11 protein-coding genes are annotated in these 17,172 nt (G+C 64.4%); 2 read left to right on the top strand and 9 right to left on the bottom strand.

Going from position 1 to position 17,172, the window contains the following annotated elements; genetic code table 11:
* Positions 1 to 5: 5 nt before the first annotated feature.
* The 4 genes from ABZS45_RS00365 to ABZS45_RS00350 form a co-directional block, all read right to left on the bottom strand.
* On the bottom strand, positions 6 to 767 hold the full coding sequence (locus ABZS45_RS00365) for an ABC transporter ATP-binding protein (protein ID WP_395419160.1): 762 nt from the start codon (positions 765 to 767) through the stop codon (positions 6 to 8).
* On the bottom strand, positions 758 to 1,873 hold the full coding sequence (locus tag ABZS45_RS00360; RefSeq protein ID WP_395419158.1) for a FecCD family ABC transporter permease: 1,116 nt from the start codon (positions 1,871 to 1,873) through the stop codon (positions 758 to 760). The genes ABZS45_RS00365 and ABZS45_RS00360 overlap by 10 nt, the downstream gene beginning before the upstream one ends.
* Before the next feature lie 2 nt (positions 1,874 to 1,875).
* Entirely contained in the window at positions 1,876 to 3,012 is a 1,137-nt protein-coding gene (locus tag ABZS45_RS00355) for an ABC transporter substrate-binding protein (protein WP_070645947.1), read from the bottom strand.
* Between the two features lie 267 nt (positions 3,013 to 3,279).
* Entirely contained in the window at positions 3,280 to 3,558 is a 279-nt protein-coding gene (locus tag ABZS45_RS00350) for a DUF3618 domain-containing protein (RefSeq protein WP_010191207.1), read from the bottom strand.
* Positions 3,559 to 3,756: 198 nt separating this feature from the next.
* On the opposite strand from ABZS45_RS00350, the gene bcp reads away from it, so the two are divergent.
* A complete protein-coding gene (gene bcp / locus ABZS45_RS00345) occupies positions 3,757 to 4,227 on the top strand; it encodes a thioredoxin-dependent thiol peroxidase (RefSeq protein WP_070443412.1) in 471 nt (156 codons plus the stop codon).
* Positions 4,228 to 4,230: 3 nt separating this feature from the next.
* Entirely contained in the window at positions 4,231 to 4,869 is a 639-nt protein-coding gene (locus ABZS45_RS00340; protein ID WP_412100152.1) for a TetR family transcriptional regulator, read from the top strand.
* A 13-nt stretch (positions 4,870 to 4,882) separates the two neighbouring features.
* On the opposite strand, the gene ABZS45_RS00335 is transcribed toward ABZS45_RS00340, so the two are convergent.
* From ABZS45_RS00335 to ABZS45_RS00315, 5 genes are all read right to left on the bottom strand, one after another.
* A complete protein-coding gene (locus ABZS45_RS00335; RefSeq protein ID WP_395419217.1) occupies positions 4,883 to 5,308 on the bottom strand; it encodes a holo-ACP synthase in 426 nt (141 codons plus the stop codon).
* Positions 5,309 to 5,344: 36 nt separating this feature from the next.
* Positions 5,345 to 6,097, bottom strand: a complete 753-nt coding sequence (locus ABZS45_RS00330; protein ID WP_070443408.1) for an ATP-binding cassette domain-containing protein — start codon at positions 6,095 to 6,097, stop codon at positions 5,345 to 5,347.
* Between the two features lie 2 nt (positions 6,098 to 6,099).
* Positions 6,100 to 7,158, bottom strand: coding sequence for an ABC transporter permease (locus ABZS45_RS00325; RefSeq protein ID WP_412100151.1), 1,059 nt, complete (start codon positions 7,156 to 7,158; stop codon positions 6,100 to 6,102).
* Positions 7,155 to 8,150, bottom strand: coding sequence for a substrate-binding domain-containing protein (locus ABZS45_RS00320; RefSeq protein WP_070729990.1), 996 nt, complete (start codon positions 8,148 to 8,150; stop codon positions 7,155 to 7,157). Before ABZS45_RS00320 ends, ABZS45_RS00325 begins: the two co-directional genes overlap by 4 nt.
* A 97-nt stretch (positions 8,151 to 8,247) precedes the next feature.
* Positions 8,248 to 17,172: a fatty acid synthase subunit beta domain-containing protein gene (locus ABZS45_RS00315; RefSeq protein WP_412100150.1), complete on the bottom strand. Its 8,925-nt coding sequence runs from the start codon at positions 17,170 to 17,172 to the stop codon at positions 8,248 to 8,250.

Genomic DNA, 17,172 nt, shown 5'->3' with positions numbered 1-17,172 from the left:
CGAGTCTAACTAACCTCCCGCAGCGCCACGACGGGTTGCCCGCGGTGGTCCAGCACATCCGTCTCTACGCCGTAGACCTCGCGCAAGAGTTCCTCCGTGAGCACCTCCCCCGGCGCGCCATGGGCGCGGGCCTTGCCACCGTGGAGCACGACGAGCTGGTCACACATCCGGGCCGCCAGGTTGATGTCATGAATCGCTACCAACGCGAGGCTGCCTTCCTCCCGAGCTTTTGCCCGCACGCGGCCCAAGACGAAGAGCTGGCGGTTGAGATCGAGGGCGGAGGTGGGTTCGTCGAGAAGCATGAGCCCAGGGGTCCCCACCAGCATCTGCGCCACGGCGACGAGCTGGCGCTGGCCGCCGGAGAGCTCGTTGAGGTAGCGCTGCGCAATGTCATCGAGCCCCATGGAGTGCAGGACCTCTGCGGTGCGGGTGACGGGGTCCTCGCATGCTTCCCGACGCGCCGCAATCAGCACCGCCTCAAACGCCCGCAGCGCCGCGGTGTGCGGCAGGCCCTGTGGCACGTAGCCAATGAGCCGGCGGCGCCGCTGTCCGCGCGGAACCTGGCCGTCGACACGAAAATCCACCGTGCCGCCCCGCGCGCGGTGCACGCCGGCGAGCGTCTTGATGGTGGTGGTCTTGCCGGACGCGTTCGGCCCCAGCAGCCCCACGACCTGCCCGCCGCACAGGGCGGGAAGGCTCAGCCCGTCCACCACCGTGCGCGAGCCATAGCCGGCAGATAGATCGGTGATGGTGAGTTCTACGTCCACAATGCCCTCCTTCGGGTCATGACGATGGCGATGAAGAACGGCACGCCCAGAAGCGAGGTGACGATGCCAATGGGGATGGCCAGCCCGGGCTTAATCAGGAGGCTTAGCGCGTGGGCGGCGCACATCACCGCCGCGCCCGCGGCCATGGAGGCCGGCACGAAGTAGCGCTGGTCCTCGCCTACCAACATGCGTGCGATGTGCGGGCCCACCAGGCCGATAAATCCGATGATGCCGGCAAAAGCCACGGTGGTTGCCGCGACGAGTGAGACCACGACGAGAACAATCACGCGCAGGCGGGAAGTGTTGATGCCGAGGGCGGTGGCGCGGGCGTCGCCAAGCCGCAACGCCGTCAGCCGCCACGACAGCGCGCCCAGGATGGGCAACGCCACCGCAAGCACGCCGGCCAGCACGGCGTTGGCCTGCCAGCTGGCGCGGGTGAGGGAACCCATGGACCAGAAAACGATCTGTTGGAGAGCCTCGCTGGAGGAACGATATTGAATGAGCGCCAACATGGCCTGAAAAAAGAAGACGAGGCCGATACCGAGCAGCACCATCGTCTCGGACTTCGCACCGCGGATGACGGCGGCGACGACGATGATGGCCGTGGCCAGCGCCGCCGACAGCCACGCGATGAGCGCGAGGTTGAACTGCGGCTGGGCCAGGATCTGCCACCGCAGAACGATGGCGCTGGCCCCGCCGAAAGCAGCCGCCGCGGAGATGCCGAGGGTAAAAGGCTCCGCCAGCGGATTATCCAGGATGGTCTGCATCTGCGCGCCAGCCAGTGACAGGCTAGCCCCGATGAGCAGCGCCATGACGGCCATAGGCAGGCGCAGGCTCCACAGGACTGTACGCGTTTGCTTGTCGACGCCTCCCGGGTCCACCATCCCCCGCAGCACCTGCCCCGTGGTGAGGTCGATGGCGCCAACGATCACGCTCACGACGAAGGCGGCGAGTGCTACGGCGATAAGCCCGGCGACGATGGCGATGCGGCGGCGGGTCACGCGGGAATGTTCGTGTGCGAGGGCCTCCACAGGAAGTTCCGCGGTTTCTGCGCGCGTGGTTCGTTCAGGGTTTGCCGTGCGCGTGGTTGATGTGAGAATGCTCATGACTAGTTGGTGCTGAAGAAGGTTCCGTCGCCGGGGACGGGCGAGTATTTCTCTTGGGCTTCGGCCCATTCTTGCTGAACGTTGACGTCTGCGTAGTCCTCCGGGTGGAGCCACGCGGCGATCTGGAGGAGCGCCAGGTAGTTGAAGGGCGAGTTGTAGAACTGGTGCCACAGGCCGTGGAGGTTGTGCTCCTTGACGGCAGAGAGGTCCTCAAAACCAGGTTGGACGCTGGCCAGCGTCTTGGCGCTGTCGTGGGCATCCTTTTCGCTGATGCCATAGCCAGTAGCGGCGAAACCGGTGTGGCCCCTTGCGTTATCCACCTTGGTGGACCAGTCACCGCCGGTGGCGATGACCATGTCGGGATCGACATCGATGACCTTCTCCGGGGTCAGTGCGCCGGACTCGCCCTCGATGATGCCATCTGCCACGTTCTTTCCGCCGGCGACATTGACCAACTCAGAAATATTGGAGTCGTTCCACGAGCCGCAGCAATCTGAGATACCTGCTGCACGCCACACGAAGGTGGACGGCTTATCCTGCGCCTTCTTTGCGCGCTCAGTTACCAGGTCAACGTTCTTTTGCCAGTCTGCGATGAACTCCTCCGCGCGGTCCTCGTGGCCGAAGATATCGGCGAAGATTTCCATGGTGGGCACGGTGTTCTCCAAGGGCTTGGAACGGAAGTCTGTGACGGCATAGGTCAGGCCAGCCTGGTCCAGCTTGTCGGTGAGCCCGGCGGTCTGGGAGGCCTCATATTGATCCTTGGAGAGCACGATGAGGTCCGGGTCGAGGCTGATGAGCTCCTCCACGGTGACGTCACCCTTGGTGAAGCCGCCGATTTCCGGCAGCTCGTTGACTTTGGGCGTGGTCTTTTCCAGCTCGCGGTAGTAGTCGGGCACATTCTGCTTCAGGTCCGATCCGATGGCCACGACCTTGTCCAGCGGGTCTTCCTTGTTGAGGATGCCGGTGGCAAAGACACTGCGGCCCTCTCCCAGGATGACGCGTTCCGGCGCGTGGTCCAGCTCCACCTGGCGGCCGGCAAGGTCTGTGAAACTCACAGCAGCAGTCCCGGCCTGCTCGCTGCCAGCACCGGCATTGTCGGCGGCACAGCCCGCCAGCGCGCCGGCCAGCGCCGCCACCATGGCGCACGCCCCTACCACTCGCCCGGTGCGTGGACGGGATGCCTGGCCTGCAGGCGTCGATACGTGAAGCACGATTTCTCCTTCAAACTTTCGTCTTGTGGTCTGTTCGGAGGTTCATACTACACACTCAGGTAAGGCTACCCAAAGCTCTTATAGGGTAGGCAATGCTTTTTCTAGTTTATGCGGAGCGTAAAAATGCCCCACCCCAGGCATTTCCCAAGGCAGGGCCTCTACGCGCGCAGTCGCGCCCACTGGCGCGTGTCCGCGCTAGCGGCGCTCAGCAAGCAGGCGCTGCAGCTCCTTGATGTCGGACTTACGGCGCTTGGAGCGGAAGACGGAAAAAGCGATGAGGCCTACGACGGCCGCGCCAACGCCGGCGAGCGCCATCTGCACATTGCGCTCCTGCAGCTTCTGGGTTGCCGCGCCCTTAGCATCCTCGACGAAGTTCTGCGGCTTGCTGCGATCAGCGAGCTCATCCAAGGTACTAGCCAGCTGACGGCGGGTGCGCTCGATGTCGCGCTGGATATCATCAATGTTGCGTGCCACGTGAATCTCCTGAATTTTGGCTTCGTTCGGTGTTGTTGCGGTTAGTGTCTTTCCAACCGTTGTGGTTCTAACGTGGACATTCTACATTGACCACCAGCGTGTCTGCAGAGTTGGTCAACGTTTATCTCACCCACGCTGCACCGAGTGAACATCGTTGAGCGAAAGAGCCCTTGAGCAGAGCACGGTAAGGTAGACACCATGACTGAAGCACAACGACTGTCCGTAGGTGACAAAGCCCCCGCTTTTTCCTTGAGCGATGATGCCGGCAACACCGTGAGCCTGAGCGACTACGCCGGCCAGCGCGTCGTGGTTTATTTCTACCCGCGCGCCAACACTCCTGGCTGCACGAAGGAAGCCTGCGACTTCCGCGACAGCCTGGAACAACTCAATGGCATGAACATCGCCGTGGTGGGAATCTCCCCTGACAAGCCCGAGGCACTGGCGAAGTTCCGCGAGGACCACGAGCTGAATTTCCCGCTGCTGTCTGACCCCGACAAGGAGGTCATGACGGCGTATGCTGCTTTCGGCGAGAAGAAGAACTACGGCAAGATCGTCCAGGGTGTTATCCGCTCCACGTTCCTCATCGAGGAAGATGGCACCATTGGCCAAGCCATGTACAACGTCAAGGCCACGGGCCACGTCGCACGCGTGCTCAAGGGGCTCAACTAAACCGTGGAATCTAACGCGAAGTCACCGGAGATTCTGGTCCCGAGGCGTCGCCCAGCGCAGGCACGCAGCCGGGCCAAGTATGACCGGATCTTGTCCTGCGCGCGTCAGACGCTCGTGGACTATGGCTTCGAGTCCTTTACCTTCGACGAAGTCTCGCGCCGCGCGGAAGTGCCGATTGGCACGCTCTACCAGTATTTTGCCAACAAGTACGTGTTGATCTGCGAGCTCGACCGCCAAGACACCGCCGCAATGCAGGCGGAGGTCGAGCGTTTTTCCCAGCGTGTGCCGGCCCTGCAGTGGCCGGACTTTCTCGAGGAATTCATTGACCGCATGGCTCGCGTCTGGCGCGAGGACCCTTCGCGCCGCGCGGTGTGGCACGCCGTGCAGTCCACACCCGCGACCCGCGCCACGGCCGCCGACACGGAGCTCAGCCTGCTCAAGCCCATCGCGGAAATCATCGAGCCTCTTGCCCAGGGCATGGACGCCGACGCCCGAGTGGAAATCGCCGCCTTCCTCGTCCACACCGTGGTGTCCTTGCTCAACTACAGCACCATGCGCTCCGAGGAGAGCTTCGATGGCGTGGTGGAAGAGATTAAGCGCATGCTCATCGCCTACCTCTTCGCCATCGCGACCAGCGCCTAGGTCATGGCGTGGGTTATGGCGTGTGCCGCGAAAGGTGCACGGTAGCGGTGGCGTAGTCACCATCGTGGCTGATCGACAACGCCGTAGAAAAATCCCCCAGGGATTCCCGCGCGAACCGGGCAATCTCCCCGCGCAGTTCAACTGCCACGCGCCCCCACGCATCCGGGCGGACCTCAATCTCGGCCCAGTCCACGGCCTCCTCCGCCAGGACCGGCGGGCGCCCGTAGAGCGCTTGCGACCACGCCTTGATGAAGGCCTCCTTCGCTGCCCAGCGCCCCGCGAAGTGCTGCGCGCGGGCAGCACCGATTAGCCCACGAGCCTGCGCCACGCGCAGCTCGGAGGCGCTGAAGACCCGCGCAAAACGTGTGCCGGGAAGCTCCAATTGCTGGGCAAAGGACGGAATGTGCACCAAGTCGGTGCCCACGCTCACGCCACTCATAGTCATGCAGGCCAGCTTAGTTGCGCGAACCGTGGTTTAGCGCGCCAGCTCCTGCTTGAGCTCCTCCAATTCGTCGCCGCCGGCCATCCACTGGGTCAGCTCCGGCAGCGTGACCTCCTCCTTGGAAGCGTCGAGAGACATCTGCCCCACCGTGAGCACGATGAAGTGATCGCCCACGAGGTAGGCGTGTTGCGGGTTGTGCGTAATAAACACCACGCCCATGCCGCGTTCGCGGGCGGCGTCGATAAAGCGCAGCACCATGCCTGATTGCTTCACGCCGAGCGCGGCGGTGGGCTCATCCAGGATGATGTAGCGCGCGCCGAAGTAGATGGCGCGGGCAATGGCGACCACCTGGCGCTGGCCACCGGAGAGGGCGGAGAGTTCCACGGAGACATCGCCAAGCTCAATGCCCATTTCGGACAACTGCTCGTGCGTAATGCGCTTCATTTCCTCCTCACGCAAGCTCCCCAGCGCCCCGGTGAGCTCTTGGCCTAGGAAGAAGTTTCGCCACACAGACAGCGAGGGCACCAACGCCAAATCCTGGTACACGGTGGCAATACCGGCGCCGAGGGAATCGCGCGGACTCGTGAAATTCACCTCTTCCCCATCGACGGTGATAGTGCCGCCGGTGGGCTGGTTGAGGCCGGCGAGGATTTTAATCAGCGTGGATTTACCCGCGCCGTTATCACCCAGCACGCAGGTCACTGCGCCTTCCTTGACGCGGAGGTTGATACCGCGCAGGGCGTGGAAGTTGCCAAATGTTTGGGAAATATCGTGCAACTCAATCATGGTTATCGCTTCCTCGTAAAGTTGGCCACGGAAGTGTTCGTGAGCACGGCAAAGAGCAGCATGGCGCCGAGAAAGAACTTGAACCAGTCGGGGTTCCAGCCGGCGTACACGATGCCCTGGTTGGTCATGCCGAAGATGAGTGCACCAATGGCGGTGCCCACCGCGGTACCGCGCCCGCCGGTCATGGAGCAGCCGCCAATCACGGCGGCGATGATGTAGAGGAACTCGTTGCCAATGCCCTGGCCGGCCTGGATGGAGTCGAAAGCAAAGAGGGTGTGCATGCCCACGAACCACGCTGCAAATCCGACGAGCATAAACAGCGCCACCTTGACGCGGCGCACGGGAACACCGACGGCGCGGGCGGCTTCATCGTCGCCACCAACGGCGAAGATCCAGTTTCCCCAGCGCGTCTTGTACAACACCCACGAGGCGATGGCGACGAAGAGGATCCACCAGATGACGGTGGCGCGGATGCTCAAGCTGCCGATGTGGATGGTGCCGGAAAAAATGATGCGGGCAGAATCGAAGCCTTCCATGTCCGAAATGGTGGGGGTGGCCACCTGGCCGGTAACCAGCTTGGTAATCGCCAGGTTGAGCCCCTGCAGCATAAGGAAGGCCGCCAGAGTAATAAGGAAGGAGTCGATCTTGGTGCGCACCACCAGGAAGCCGTTGAGCGCACCGATGGCCAGTGCGGTCAGCAGGGAAAGGCCCACGCCCACCCACGAGTTGAGGTGGAAGTTGTAGTTGAGCATGGTGGCCACGAGCGCCGCGGAGGTCACCGCCACGCCGGAGGACAGGTCAAACTCGTTACCAATCATGAGCAGGCCCACCGCCAGGGCCACGATACCCAGCGTGGAACTGGCGTAGAGCACCGTGGAGAAGGCCTCCACCGAGCGGAAGGCGGGCGCCACGATCATGAAAAGGACGAAGATGACCACAGCGCCGAGCAGGCTGGCCAACTCGGGGCGGCGGATGAGGCGCGCGAAACCGCTGCGGCGGGTCAGGCGCGTATCGGCGGGGCTAGATAGAGCCTCGTCTGATGCAGTCGTGGCTTCGCTCATCGCAGACCTGCCTTAGCGGATTCGGAGATGATGTCCACGTTGGTGGAATCCACGAAGGAGGGGCCGGTGTACACGGGGCGTCCGCCGCCCATGGTGGAACCGTTGCGGTGTGCCAACCACAGCGAATCGACGGCGAGGTAGCCCTGCATATAAGGCTGCTGGTCGACGGCCCACTGGATTCGCTTATCCGCGATGGCGTCGACAAGCTCGGCGTTGGTGTCGAAGGTGGAGACCTTAGCCTTAGAGGAGGCGTCAGCAACCGCGTCGGCGGAGCGCATGGCCACGGAGGCCTGCAGCGCCATCACCCAGTCAATGGACGGGTCCTGGCTCAGCTTCGCGTTGATGGTGGACTGCGCGGCGGTGAGATCCTTGCCGTTGACGTACAGGATCTCAACCTCGCCGTTGTCCAGCCCGTCCTTCACGCCGGCACAGCGCGACTCCTGCGAGGAGTTGCCCTGCTCGTGGATGACGCACAGTACGTGCTTGGCGCCATCGTCTTTGAGGCGCTCGCCGGCCTTGGTGCCGGCTACCTTTTCCTCTTGGCCGAAGAAGGCGCTCATGCCGTATTTCTGGTAATCATCCATGCCGGCGTTAAGCCCCACGGTGGGGATGCCAGCATCCACGGCCTTCTTGGCCACCGGTCCAATCGCCCCAGCGTTGGGCATGGTCACGGCGATGCCATCCACCCCGGAGTCGATGGCGGACTGGACCAAGTTTGCCTGGTTGGGCGCTTCCGGGTCGGAAGAGTAACGCAACTCGATATTGTCCTTGCGCGCGGCGTCCTCCGCGCCCTTACGCACGAGATCCCAGTACGTATCACCTGGTGCGCCATGGGAAATCATGGCAACGACAAGACGCTCGGTGTCGACGCCACCGGCTAGCTCACCGTCAGCTTCGGGACGGGGCGCACCACCGGTGGCGGAGCAGGCGGCAAGAAGGGTGGCAGCGGCTACCGAAATAAGGCCTAGTAGTGGCTTCTTAGCTTTATTCACCCTTGCATGGTGCCCCAGATTGGGGGACTTCTCCAACCCGCCTGACCTGCTTCTTTATCGTTCCAGAGGGGACACGCTGGGGATACTCTAGCGCCTGCTACCCCCGTTTCGTTGTGTCTCCTCCCTCCGGTTCGAGGATGCCGTTGCGAAGCCGAGCGGATTCGCTCAGCAGCGTTGCTGCCTCACGTTCAGCTACCTCGTCAGCTGTGCCTGCTCCCAAGTTGCGCTTTACCGGCCGCTCGTACAGCGATGGCCCACCGCGCATGCCTTCTTCTAAGCGCCGCAGTCCACGCAGCTCGCGATCGGCGGCGGCCACCCGCCAGGCTTCGGCCACGCCCTCACCCTGCTCCCGGGCCAATGCGGCAAAGAAAGCACTCGGGTGAACCAGCGCGATGAGGGCGGAGACGTGCCCGAAGCCCAGAGATGTCACCAGGCCCGCCTTCGGCGGGGTGCGGCGAAGGTCCAACGGCTGGCGCAGCCACAGCAGGTGCGAGTGACGGCGCAGCACGGGGTCGACGCAGTCCAGGGAACGATTCGGCGGGAGGACCCCACTACGCAACACCTGGGTCAGACCGATGAGTTGGAAGGCCGCTGCTCCGCCCTTGGCGTGCCCGGTCAGGCTCTTCTGCGATATCACATAGAGCGGGTTGCCGGGGCTGCGGCCGAGTGCGGCGGCGATGCGCTCGTGCAGGTCCGATTCGTTGGGGTCGTTGGCGTTGGTGGAGGTATCGTGCTTGGACACCACAGCGATATCGTCCGCACCCACGCCGAGAGCCTCCAGGGAGCGGGCCAGGCGGGAGTTCTGCCCGCCCCGCGCCGCGGAGAGTGCGCCCAAGCCCGGCGCGGGGATGGAGGTGTGCGCGCCGTCAGCGAAGGACTCGGCAAAGCCCACCACGCCCAGCACTGGCAACCCCATCTCCGCCGCAAAGCTTCCCCGGGCGAGCAGGATAGTCCCGCCGCCTTCGGATTCCACGAAGCCGGCACGACGGCGGTCATTAGCGCGGGAGAAGAAGCGATGCTCAATCCCCTTCGCTTCCAACTCCGCGCTATCGGCAGTGGCTGCCATGTCACCAAAGCCGGTAATACCCTCGATGGACAGGGCATCGATGCCGCCGGCCACGACGAAGTCCGCCTTGTGCAGGCGCAGCTTGTCGAAGCCCTCCTCCACCGACACCGCTGCCGTGGCACAGGCGGCCACCGGGTGCACCATCTGGCCATAGCCGCCGATATAGGACTGCATCACGTGCGCGGCAATAACGTTGGGCAGCGCTTCCTGCAGGATGTCATTGGGGCGTGGCTGTCCCAGCAGCTTGTCGACGTACAACGAGCGCAGCGCCTCCTGGCCTGCCATGCCGGTTCCCTGGGTGGAGCTCACGCGCGCCGGGTGGACATGGGCTAAGAGCTCGGCCGGGCTAAAGCCTGCAGAAAGGAAGGCATCCACTGTGCACACCAGGTTCCACAGGGCGAGCCGGTCGAGGTTATCCACCATGTCCGCGGGGATGCCGTAGACCTGTGGGTCAAAGCCCTCCGGAATCTGGCCGCCCGCAAAGCGGGTCATGGCCACGCGCCGCGGGACTCGCACCGCGGAGCCAGCAGGGCGGGTGACCTGCCATTCGACCTCACCTGTCGCGCCATCGACGCGGCGGAGTGTGGCGCCCTCGCAGCTGTCAACGAAACTGCGCGCCGTCTCTTCATCCTGCACGGTGAAGCTCAGCGGCTTCTCTAGATAGATGGTGGTCAGCTCGGGCGCGAGGTTATCCAGCATAGGTAGGTGTGGTCCGAAGTCATCGTGGAAGCGGCGTACACCAATCCCAGCGAGAACTTCGTCGTGGAAGCGCTCGTAGACGTCTTCCTCTGCTAACTTTTCACCTTCGGCCGTCAGCCATCCGGCTGTGCGCTCATCCCAACTAATGAGTCCGCGACTCCAGGCCAGCTCCAGCACGCCGGCCGCGGAGAGCTCTCCGCCGACCTCCACCTCATAGCGGGTACGCGAGGAGCCCAGCGGACCGAGCTCTCCCGCGCCGACGATGACCACCATGTCCTCGAGAGTCTGCGTTACCCCACTGAAGTCGGGGCTGGTCGACTCCGCAGGTTTCAGCACGTTCGGCAGGGCCTTCGCCGTTCGCGAAGCCTTCTCTACGCGCGAGCTACCAGCTGCCAGTGGTGCATCTGCTTCCTCTGGCTGTGACGCCCGGGCAAGTGCGGCTAGGTCCAACTCAGCATCGGCCAGCCCGCCGGTGAGGTCGACGCTCAGCGGTGAGGACGCTGCCTGAGCGCGGATCTGCGGGGACGCGGTGACGTCGAGAAGCTGCACCGCCATCTCCTTCGCTGAGAAGGTCCGCACGCCGCGGGCCTCCACCTGCTCAACCAGCGGATCGTTGCCGCCCATCAGGCCGGTGCCGCGCACCCACCCGATGTGGGCGTGCACCAGCGAGGTGCGCGCTCCCCAGCTGGATTGCTCGGAAGACCAGCGGTTAACCAAGGCATCGAGGGCCGCCTTGGCCTCGCCGTAGGCGCCATCGCTGCCGAAGCGCCCGCGGTTGGGTGAGCCCGGCAGCACCACGTGCAGGCGGTGGCCCACGCGTGTATCCGTACCCACAGCGGAAAGCGCCGCAATAAGTTTTTCCACCGACCACAGCAGCAGGCGCATCTGGGACTCCGCCCCCGCACCGGCATCCTGGAGGGTACCGGTAACGCGCGGCGCGGCGAAGGGAAAGAGCAGGTCCGGCACATAGGCCGGTTTTATCTGCACGGTTTTACCGCCCACGGTGGCGGTGTGCTCTGCCGCAATCCATTCCACGAGCGCATCCACGTCCGCGAAGGAACTGAGGTTTGCTGGAACTACCCACAGCGCGGCCGCGCCGACAGCCCGCCTGCGGTAGAGCTCCTTATAAAACTCCAGGCGCTCGTGGCTTAGCTGGGAGGTCGTCGCAATCACGGTTGCGCCCTCCGCGAGCAACTCGCCAATGAGCTCGACGGCAATCGAACCCGGCGAGCCACCCGTCACCACCGCCACCTGGTCAGCCAAGAGCAACCCATCGGCCGGGGTGCGGGCATCGCGGGCCAAGTCCACATAGCCGAAGTGCTCGGCTAAGAGCGCTACCTCCTCACCGGCGCCCAGCACGTCGAGTTCGGGCTCTGTTTCTCCGGCGGCGGCTGCGCGGGCGATGTCCTCGCGGGCGCTGGCCCAGCGGTCGTCGAGAAGCACTGCCTTGCGCGCATCAAAAGCGGGGGCGACGCGCTGCTGCCAGTCCGGCCCCAGCTCCGTGGCAACGAGCTGCTCCAGCTCCGTGCGTGCTGCGCTGTCCCCCTGCTCAATCAGGGTCTCCTCACAGCCGAGGGCGGCGAGTGCGGCGCGGGCGGAGTCCTCCAGCGCCGATTCAAGGCGCTCGGTATAGGCGCGCACCGCTTCCGGGTCCACGGCCTCGTGTGGCGTTGCCGCTGCGGCCTTCTGCAGTGAGACTCCTTCACATTCCCCGGCGGCGCACACGGCGGCATCAATCAGCGCATCAAGCTCAGCTACCGACGCCACACCGGTCGTGGGCAAGCTGGCCAAGTCCCCGCCGCGCAACGAGGAGCCCTCGCGAGTACCCAGGACCAGCTGCACAGTCGCGCGGTCGACCCAGCCTGGCCCCAATCCCCAGGTACCGCTCACGCGCTCGGCCACGTAGCTGGGCTTCTTGCCCGCCGGTCCCGTGAGCCGGTTGAGCGCCTGCGCAACCTGCTCTGTGAGGACCTCCCCGAATGGTGCATAGCCCGGCGCGCGCTGCGCCACACTCTCCGCCAGCTGCGGGATGGGTGTATCCGCAGCATTCTCGATGGCGCTGATGCCGAATTCCACGCCAAGGTCAACGAGCAACTGGTTGCGGCGGGAGGATACGCCTTCCACGAGGGTTTCGATGGAATCAGTCGCGGCCATTTGATCGGGGCGGACCTTCGTCCACAACGCAATAAGCATCTCGAGTGCCTGGTGCGCATTCAACGGGCAGTCCTCGACGACGGCCGGAACCTCCTCATGCGATGCCTGCACCATTTCTTCCTGGTGTGTGGTCTGCGGTGACTGCCTCGACTCAGATTCGACCGATTCCGCTTCGGCGCTAACCGGTTGTGCGGCTTGCTCTGCGACCGCCTTCGCTGCTGGCCCGGGTGCCGGCTCGGCGTCTTCGGCAAAGACTCGCCCATGGTCGCGCTCATAGTTGAGCACCTCGAGGTCTGCGCTGCCCGCGTGCTGGGGAAGGCGCAGGGTTTGGCCCAGCATGTTGGTCAGCGTCGGCGCGGCGCCCACACCGACCTCGATGAAACGCTCCACGCCAAGCTGCCCGAGGAGCAAATCCTGGGTCTCTATCCAGCGCACGGGGGAAGCAAACTGCCAGGCCAGAAGCTCGATGAGCAGGGTACGGCCCAGGCGCGCCGGGCTCGCCACGGCACCATCGAAGTCCGCCAGAATCTCCGCGATGGGTTCCGAATCCACCACCGCGGCGATGGATTCCACGAACTCGCGGCTCAGCGCGAAGGGCCGCGCCACAAGGTTTGGAATATAGCGCCCCACCAGCGGGTCGAGATTGATTTCTTCAGGAACGAGTACATCGAGGTGCGCGCGGAAATCCGCTACGCCGCCCACCAGGTGGGAGGAGTGGAAAGGCACGTCAATTCCCGGAATGGGGATGACGGCACGCTGCCCAGGGGCGCGGCGCTCGGCGTCGCTCGCCAGTGCATCCAGGCCCGCCTTCGTGCCGGCCACTGCATATTGGCGCCCGGCGATATTGTGGTTGACCACCTCGAGGAACTCGTCCGTATCCGCAGCGACCCGAGCGACATGGTCAAAGGCTTCGGTCGCGCTCATCCCCATCTTGTTCGGGCGCAGCGCAGCGAAACCGTAGAGAGATTGCCCAGCGGAATCGCGCTCGACCAGACGGTGCATGGTTAGACCGCGGACATAAACAATGTCCAGGACCGCCTCCAAGGACAGGACCTCGGCATAGGCGGCCAGGGCGTTGTACTCGCCCACCGAGTGGCCAGCGAAGAAGGCACAACTTTCAAGAACCCCGGATTCTTTAAGCGCTGCAATCTGTGCGCAACCCAGCGTCGCCATAGCCACCTGCGTGAACTGCGTCAGATATAGCACGCCATCCGGGTGGGTGAATGCCTCACCATCCACCACCACGGTGTCGGGGTTGTGGCGGACGATCTCCAGGATGGAGAAGCTCAAGCTCCGCCGCGTGTGTTTATCCGCACGCTCCCACACGGCGCGCGCCGCTGCGGATTCTGCGTAGTCCTTCATCCCCATCCCCGGGGACTGGATGCCCTGGCCGGGGAAGGCATAGAAGGTGGTGGGGCTGCTCATCGTCGCTCGCGCCTGCAGCACCGGCACGCCCTGACTGGTGGCAGTCACGCTGCGGACCTCACCGTAGCCGCGCCGCTTGTCGACGCCCACCCGTTCCACATCAAACTCCACCTCACTGCCGGGAAGCACGGCTGCAAGCCAGGTAACGGACCACTCGAGAACGCGGGTGCTGTCAAATGCCGCAGCCGCCTGCGCCAGCGCCGAGGTCCACATGCCGTGGACGATCGGGCCTTGACGATGCCCCGCCAGTGCCGCAGCGTTCGATGACAGGTGGATGGGGTTCCTATCCCCCGTTACAACGGCGAAGGGCCGCAGTGATTCCGGTGCCACCGCGGTGGTGCGGTGGCGGAAGGAACACGGAGTCTCACGGAGAGAGGACCCTGCACTGTTTTCTTGGCTGTTTGCTTGCGCGTTGGTTTCGGATGCATCACCATGCCGTCCGGTAATCAGGAAGCGCTCGTGCATCTGCGCGAATTCATGTTCTTCGTCGCGCACGGCTGTAGTCACGCCGACTGTAATGTCGACAACGCGCCCCGACGGTGTATCGCGTACCTCCTCCAGCTCGGCGGTGTAGCGCAGGTCCAAAGGCTCAGCGTCGGGGGCGGCGCTGCTGCGAAGCCGATCCCAGGCGTGCGGTGTGAGGCTCAGCGAGTGCTCGAGGTGGACAAGGTTGAGGAAGCCCTCCACTATCGGCTCCCCGCACTCGGTGTGGGCGCCGGCCAGGACTGCGAAGAGTGCCGGCCAGGCGCGGCCAACGAGGACATCGGGCGAGGCAGCAGTGCTCATCTCCCCGCTCGTCACCGCACCATACTGGGCAATGTCGGTGGCACTGAGGTCAGCGCTGATTGTTGCGGCCCCGGAATCAACCTCAGGTAGGTCGCCGCCGGCAGCTTGGCGCAGCAGCTCCCGCATGGCGGATTCGGCATCGTCGACAATGACCAGTGGTGAGGCGCCCGGAATGCGCGGCGAAGTGATGCGCACACGCAGCTCAGCTCCGGAATGGAACGGAACGGTCAACCACATGGCATCGTCGCCGGCAGCCTCCAGTTCCACGCCATGAAGGCCCAAGCGCAGAGGGTTGGGCTGCTCGCGCCCGGCCCAATTCAGCCCCGGGGCGCGGCGAATGAGCTCTTCAGTGCTGAAAGCGGGCTCGCCAGAGCCATCCTCGGTCTCGTCAAGAAGCGCAAGTGCCGCCTGTTCGAAGCGGCCAAGTATCTGCGCCACCGGCCCGTTGGCCTGCTCGATTCCCTCAACGGCTGCCGTGCCAGGGATGATGCAGACCTCATCGGCCTCGTAGTGCTCATCGTGCGCCTGCCACAAGGTGTCGCGGCGCCAGCGGCGGCGTACGTCAGAATCGATGACCGGCACAAAGTTTGCGGGTTTGCCCGGACCATCCACGAGCTGGATGAACCATGCGGCGTCGGTCGGGTGCAGCGCGGCGTCACCGTAGAGTTCGGTTAGCTGAGCACTTGCCTCAGCTGGGTTCTCGCGGTCAACCTCAACGCGCAACTCAATCTCGCCGTGGTCGGTCGGATGAAGGCGGGCTTCGGCGCGAGCCACCATGCGCATGAATCGACTCAACCAGGATTCATCGACCCAGCCGTCCAGATAGGACAGCTCAAGGTAGCGCTGCAGCCACTCGGAATAAGACATCTCATTAAGGTCCCCGAAATAGGGCTTGCACGTGCACCCGATGGCCTCAATGATCTCCGCGCGGTGAGTCTCCACGGCCGCAGCGTCACCGGCCACCTCATCCAAGAGGCGCCCAGCGCGGGCAAAGGAATTGTCCAGCTCGTGAATGTCTGCCCCCAGGTCCGAGCGTCCCGATACAACGTCGTCGCGCTTCGCAGCGACGAGCGCCTGCTTTACCGACTTGGATGCGGTGGATTCCTTCGCCGCCATGGCAGCGGTGCCCACCATGATGGCATCGACTGGCGCTGCGGGCAGACCGTAGCGCTGCGCCCACGTGCCCAGCAGGTACTCTGCTCCACGCGCTGGGGTACCGATTCCCCCACCAACGGCGAGAAGGACATTGTCGTGCTCACGGATCCGCGCGTAGGTAGCAACAAGGACCTCATCGAGACTTTCTAAAGAGTGGTGGCCACCGGCCGAGCTACCTTCCAGCTGCATGATGACGGTGGTCTCAGGGAGAGCGTCCGCAACGCGGAGAACCTCCTCCACCTGCGCCGAAGTTCCCGGCTTGAAGGCGACCCACGGGATATTCGCTGCGTGGAGCTTCCCCACCAGCTCTATTGTCTCCTCCACAGGCGGAATACCAGCGGAAATCACCACGCCGTTGATAGGCGCTCCCACTGCGCGTGCCTGCAGAATCGAATTCGGCCCCTCGATCTGGCGGCGCCACTGGGAAGCCGCGAGGTACAGCGCATTGAACTGGGCGTTAACCCCAGGCTGCAGTAGCCGGCCCAGGGTGTGCAAGTTCTCTTTAAGGATGGCATCGGTGTGCTGTCCCCCGCCGGCCAATTCGGCCCAGTGCCCGGCATTGGCTGCCGCGGCGACGATGTCCGGGTCCACCGTGGTGGGGGTCATCCCGGGGAGCATGACTGGTGAGTAGCCGGTGGCCCGAGTGAAAGCGGTCGACAGACGCCCGTTTACCACGCGCGGGGCCCACTCGGACCACGCGCGTGGCAGAGAAGGTGCGCGTCCCGGTTCCACGAGCTGAGCCAGTCCTTGCGCTGTCCCCACGGCCAGCGTGCCCACGCCGTGCCCGGCAACGAGATCTCGTGTCAGCGGCTCCACCCCGCGGGTGGGCCCGACTTCAAGGATCCAGCGAGCCCCAGCGTCAAGCGCCGAATCAACGCGCTCGGGCCAGTCCACGTAGTCCGTGAGCACGGCGCGCGCGAGCTGCGCGGTGATTTCTGGGTCCAAGCCGATTCGCCCCGCCCAGCTTTCTACCTGTTCCACCGCATACTGCATGGTGGGATGGTGGAACGCGGCCGAAACGTCAAGGTCGGAAACGGTAACTGCGGCGGGCTTGACTTCCTCCCCTTCCGTAAGGGTCGCGTTCTCCTGCAGCGCGGCCTTCACTCGGGCAAGCTCAACCGGTGTTCCGACGATGACGAAGCGCCCCCGTCCGTTGTCGAGGCCAATGCGGGCACCGGCTTCATGCAGTTGCTGCTTCGTCGCACCGGTCACCGCCGCCATGGGTGCGCCCTGCGCGGTGCGGACGAGCCCAGCGCTGCGCGCGGTAGTCACCATGGCTGCGCCGATGAGACGCGCCAGTGCCAGAGCCCCCGCTGGGCTCATGCGCTTCTTCACCACCGCTGCGGCGAGCACGCCTTGGGAATGGCCGATGCTGCTCACAGCGTCCTCGAGTTCTACTCCGTGTGCGCGCAGGTTTTCTAGCACCGCCAGCTGTGCGGTGAGGATGCCGGGAGTGGAAAGTGGGACGTCGGCAAGCGCGTGCGCCCACGCCGGCTCCGCATCCGCCCAGGCCAGGGGTGCAAACCCGTGTGGCGCAGCGGGCAGGAGTTCCTCGTCCAGTGGGGCAAGCAGTTCTTCCGCCTCAGCGAGGTACTCAGTCAGTTGCGGCCCGACACCAGTGGCAAGGGCGTCGCGCAACGTCGGCAGCCAGGCATAGCCTTGTCCGGAGAAAGACAGCGCGAAAGGCTCGGAGCCCAAGTGCGCAACCAAAGGCACAGAGACGTGGGAATCGGACAC

This window comes from Corynebacterium aurimucosum, from assembly GCF_046895345.1.
Taxonomy (GTDB): Bacteria; Actinomycetota; Actinomycetes; order Mycobacteriales; family Mycobacteriaceae; genus Corynebacterium; species Corynebacterium aurimucosum_G.
Note: the sequence above shows the minus strand (reverse complement) of the source record. Positions and strands in the feature narration are given on the sequence as shown.

Coding starts and splice junctions, on each gene's coding strand:
- ABZS45_RS00360 (WP_395419158.1), bottom strand. CDS start 1,873: ATGAGCATTCTCACATCAACCACGCGCACGGCAAACCCTGAACGAACC.
- ABZS45_RS00355 (WP_070645947.1), bottom strand. CDS start 3,012: ATGGTGGCGGCGCTGGCCGGCGCGCTGGCGGGCTGTGCCGCCGACAAT.
- bcp (WP_070443412.1), top strand. CDS start 3,757: ATGACTGAAGCACAACGACTGTCCGTAGGTGACAAAGCCCCCGCTTTT.
- ABZS45_RS00335 (WP_395419217.1), bottom strand. CDS start 5,308: ATGAGTGGCGTGAGCGTGGGCACCGACTTGGTGCACATTCCGTCCTTT.
- ABZS45_RS00330 (WP_070443408.1), bottom strand. CDS start 6,097: ATGATTGAGTTGCACGATATTTCCCAAACATTTGGCAACTTCCACGCC.
- ABZS45_RS00325 (WP_412100151.1), bottom strand. CDS start 7,158: ATGAGCGAAGCCACGACTGCATCAGACGAGGCTCTATCTAGCCCCGCC.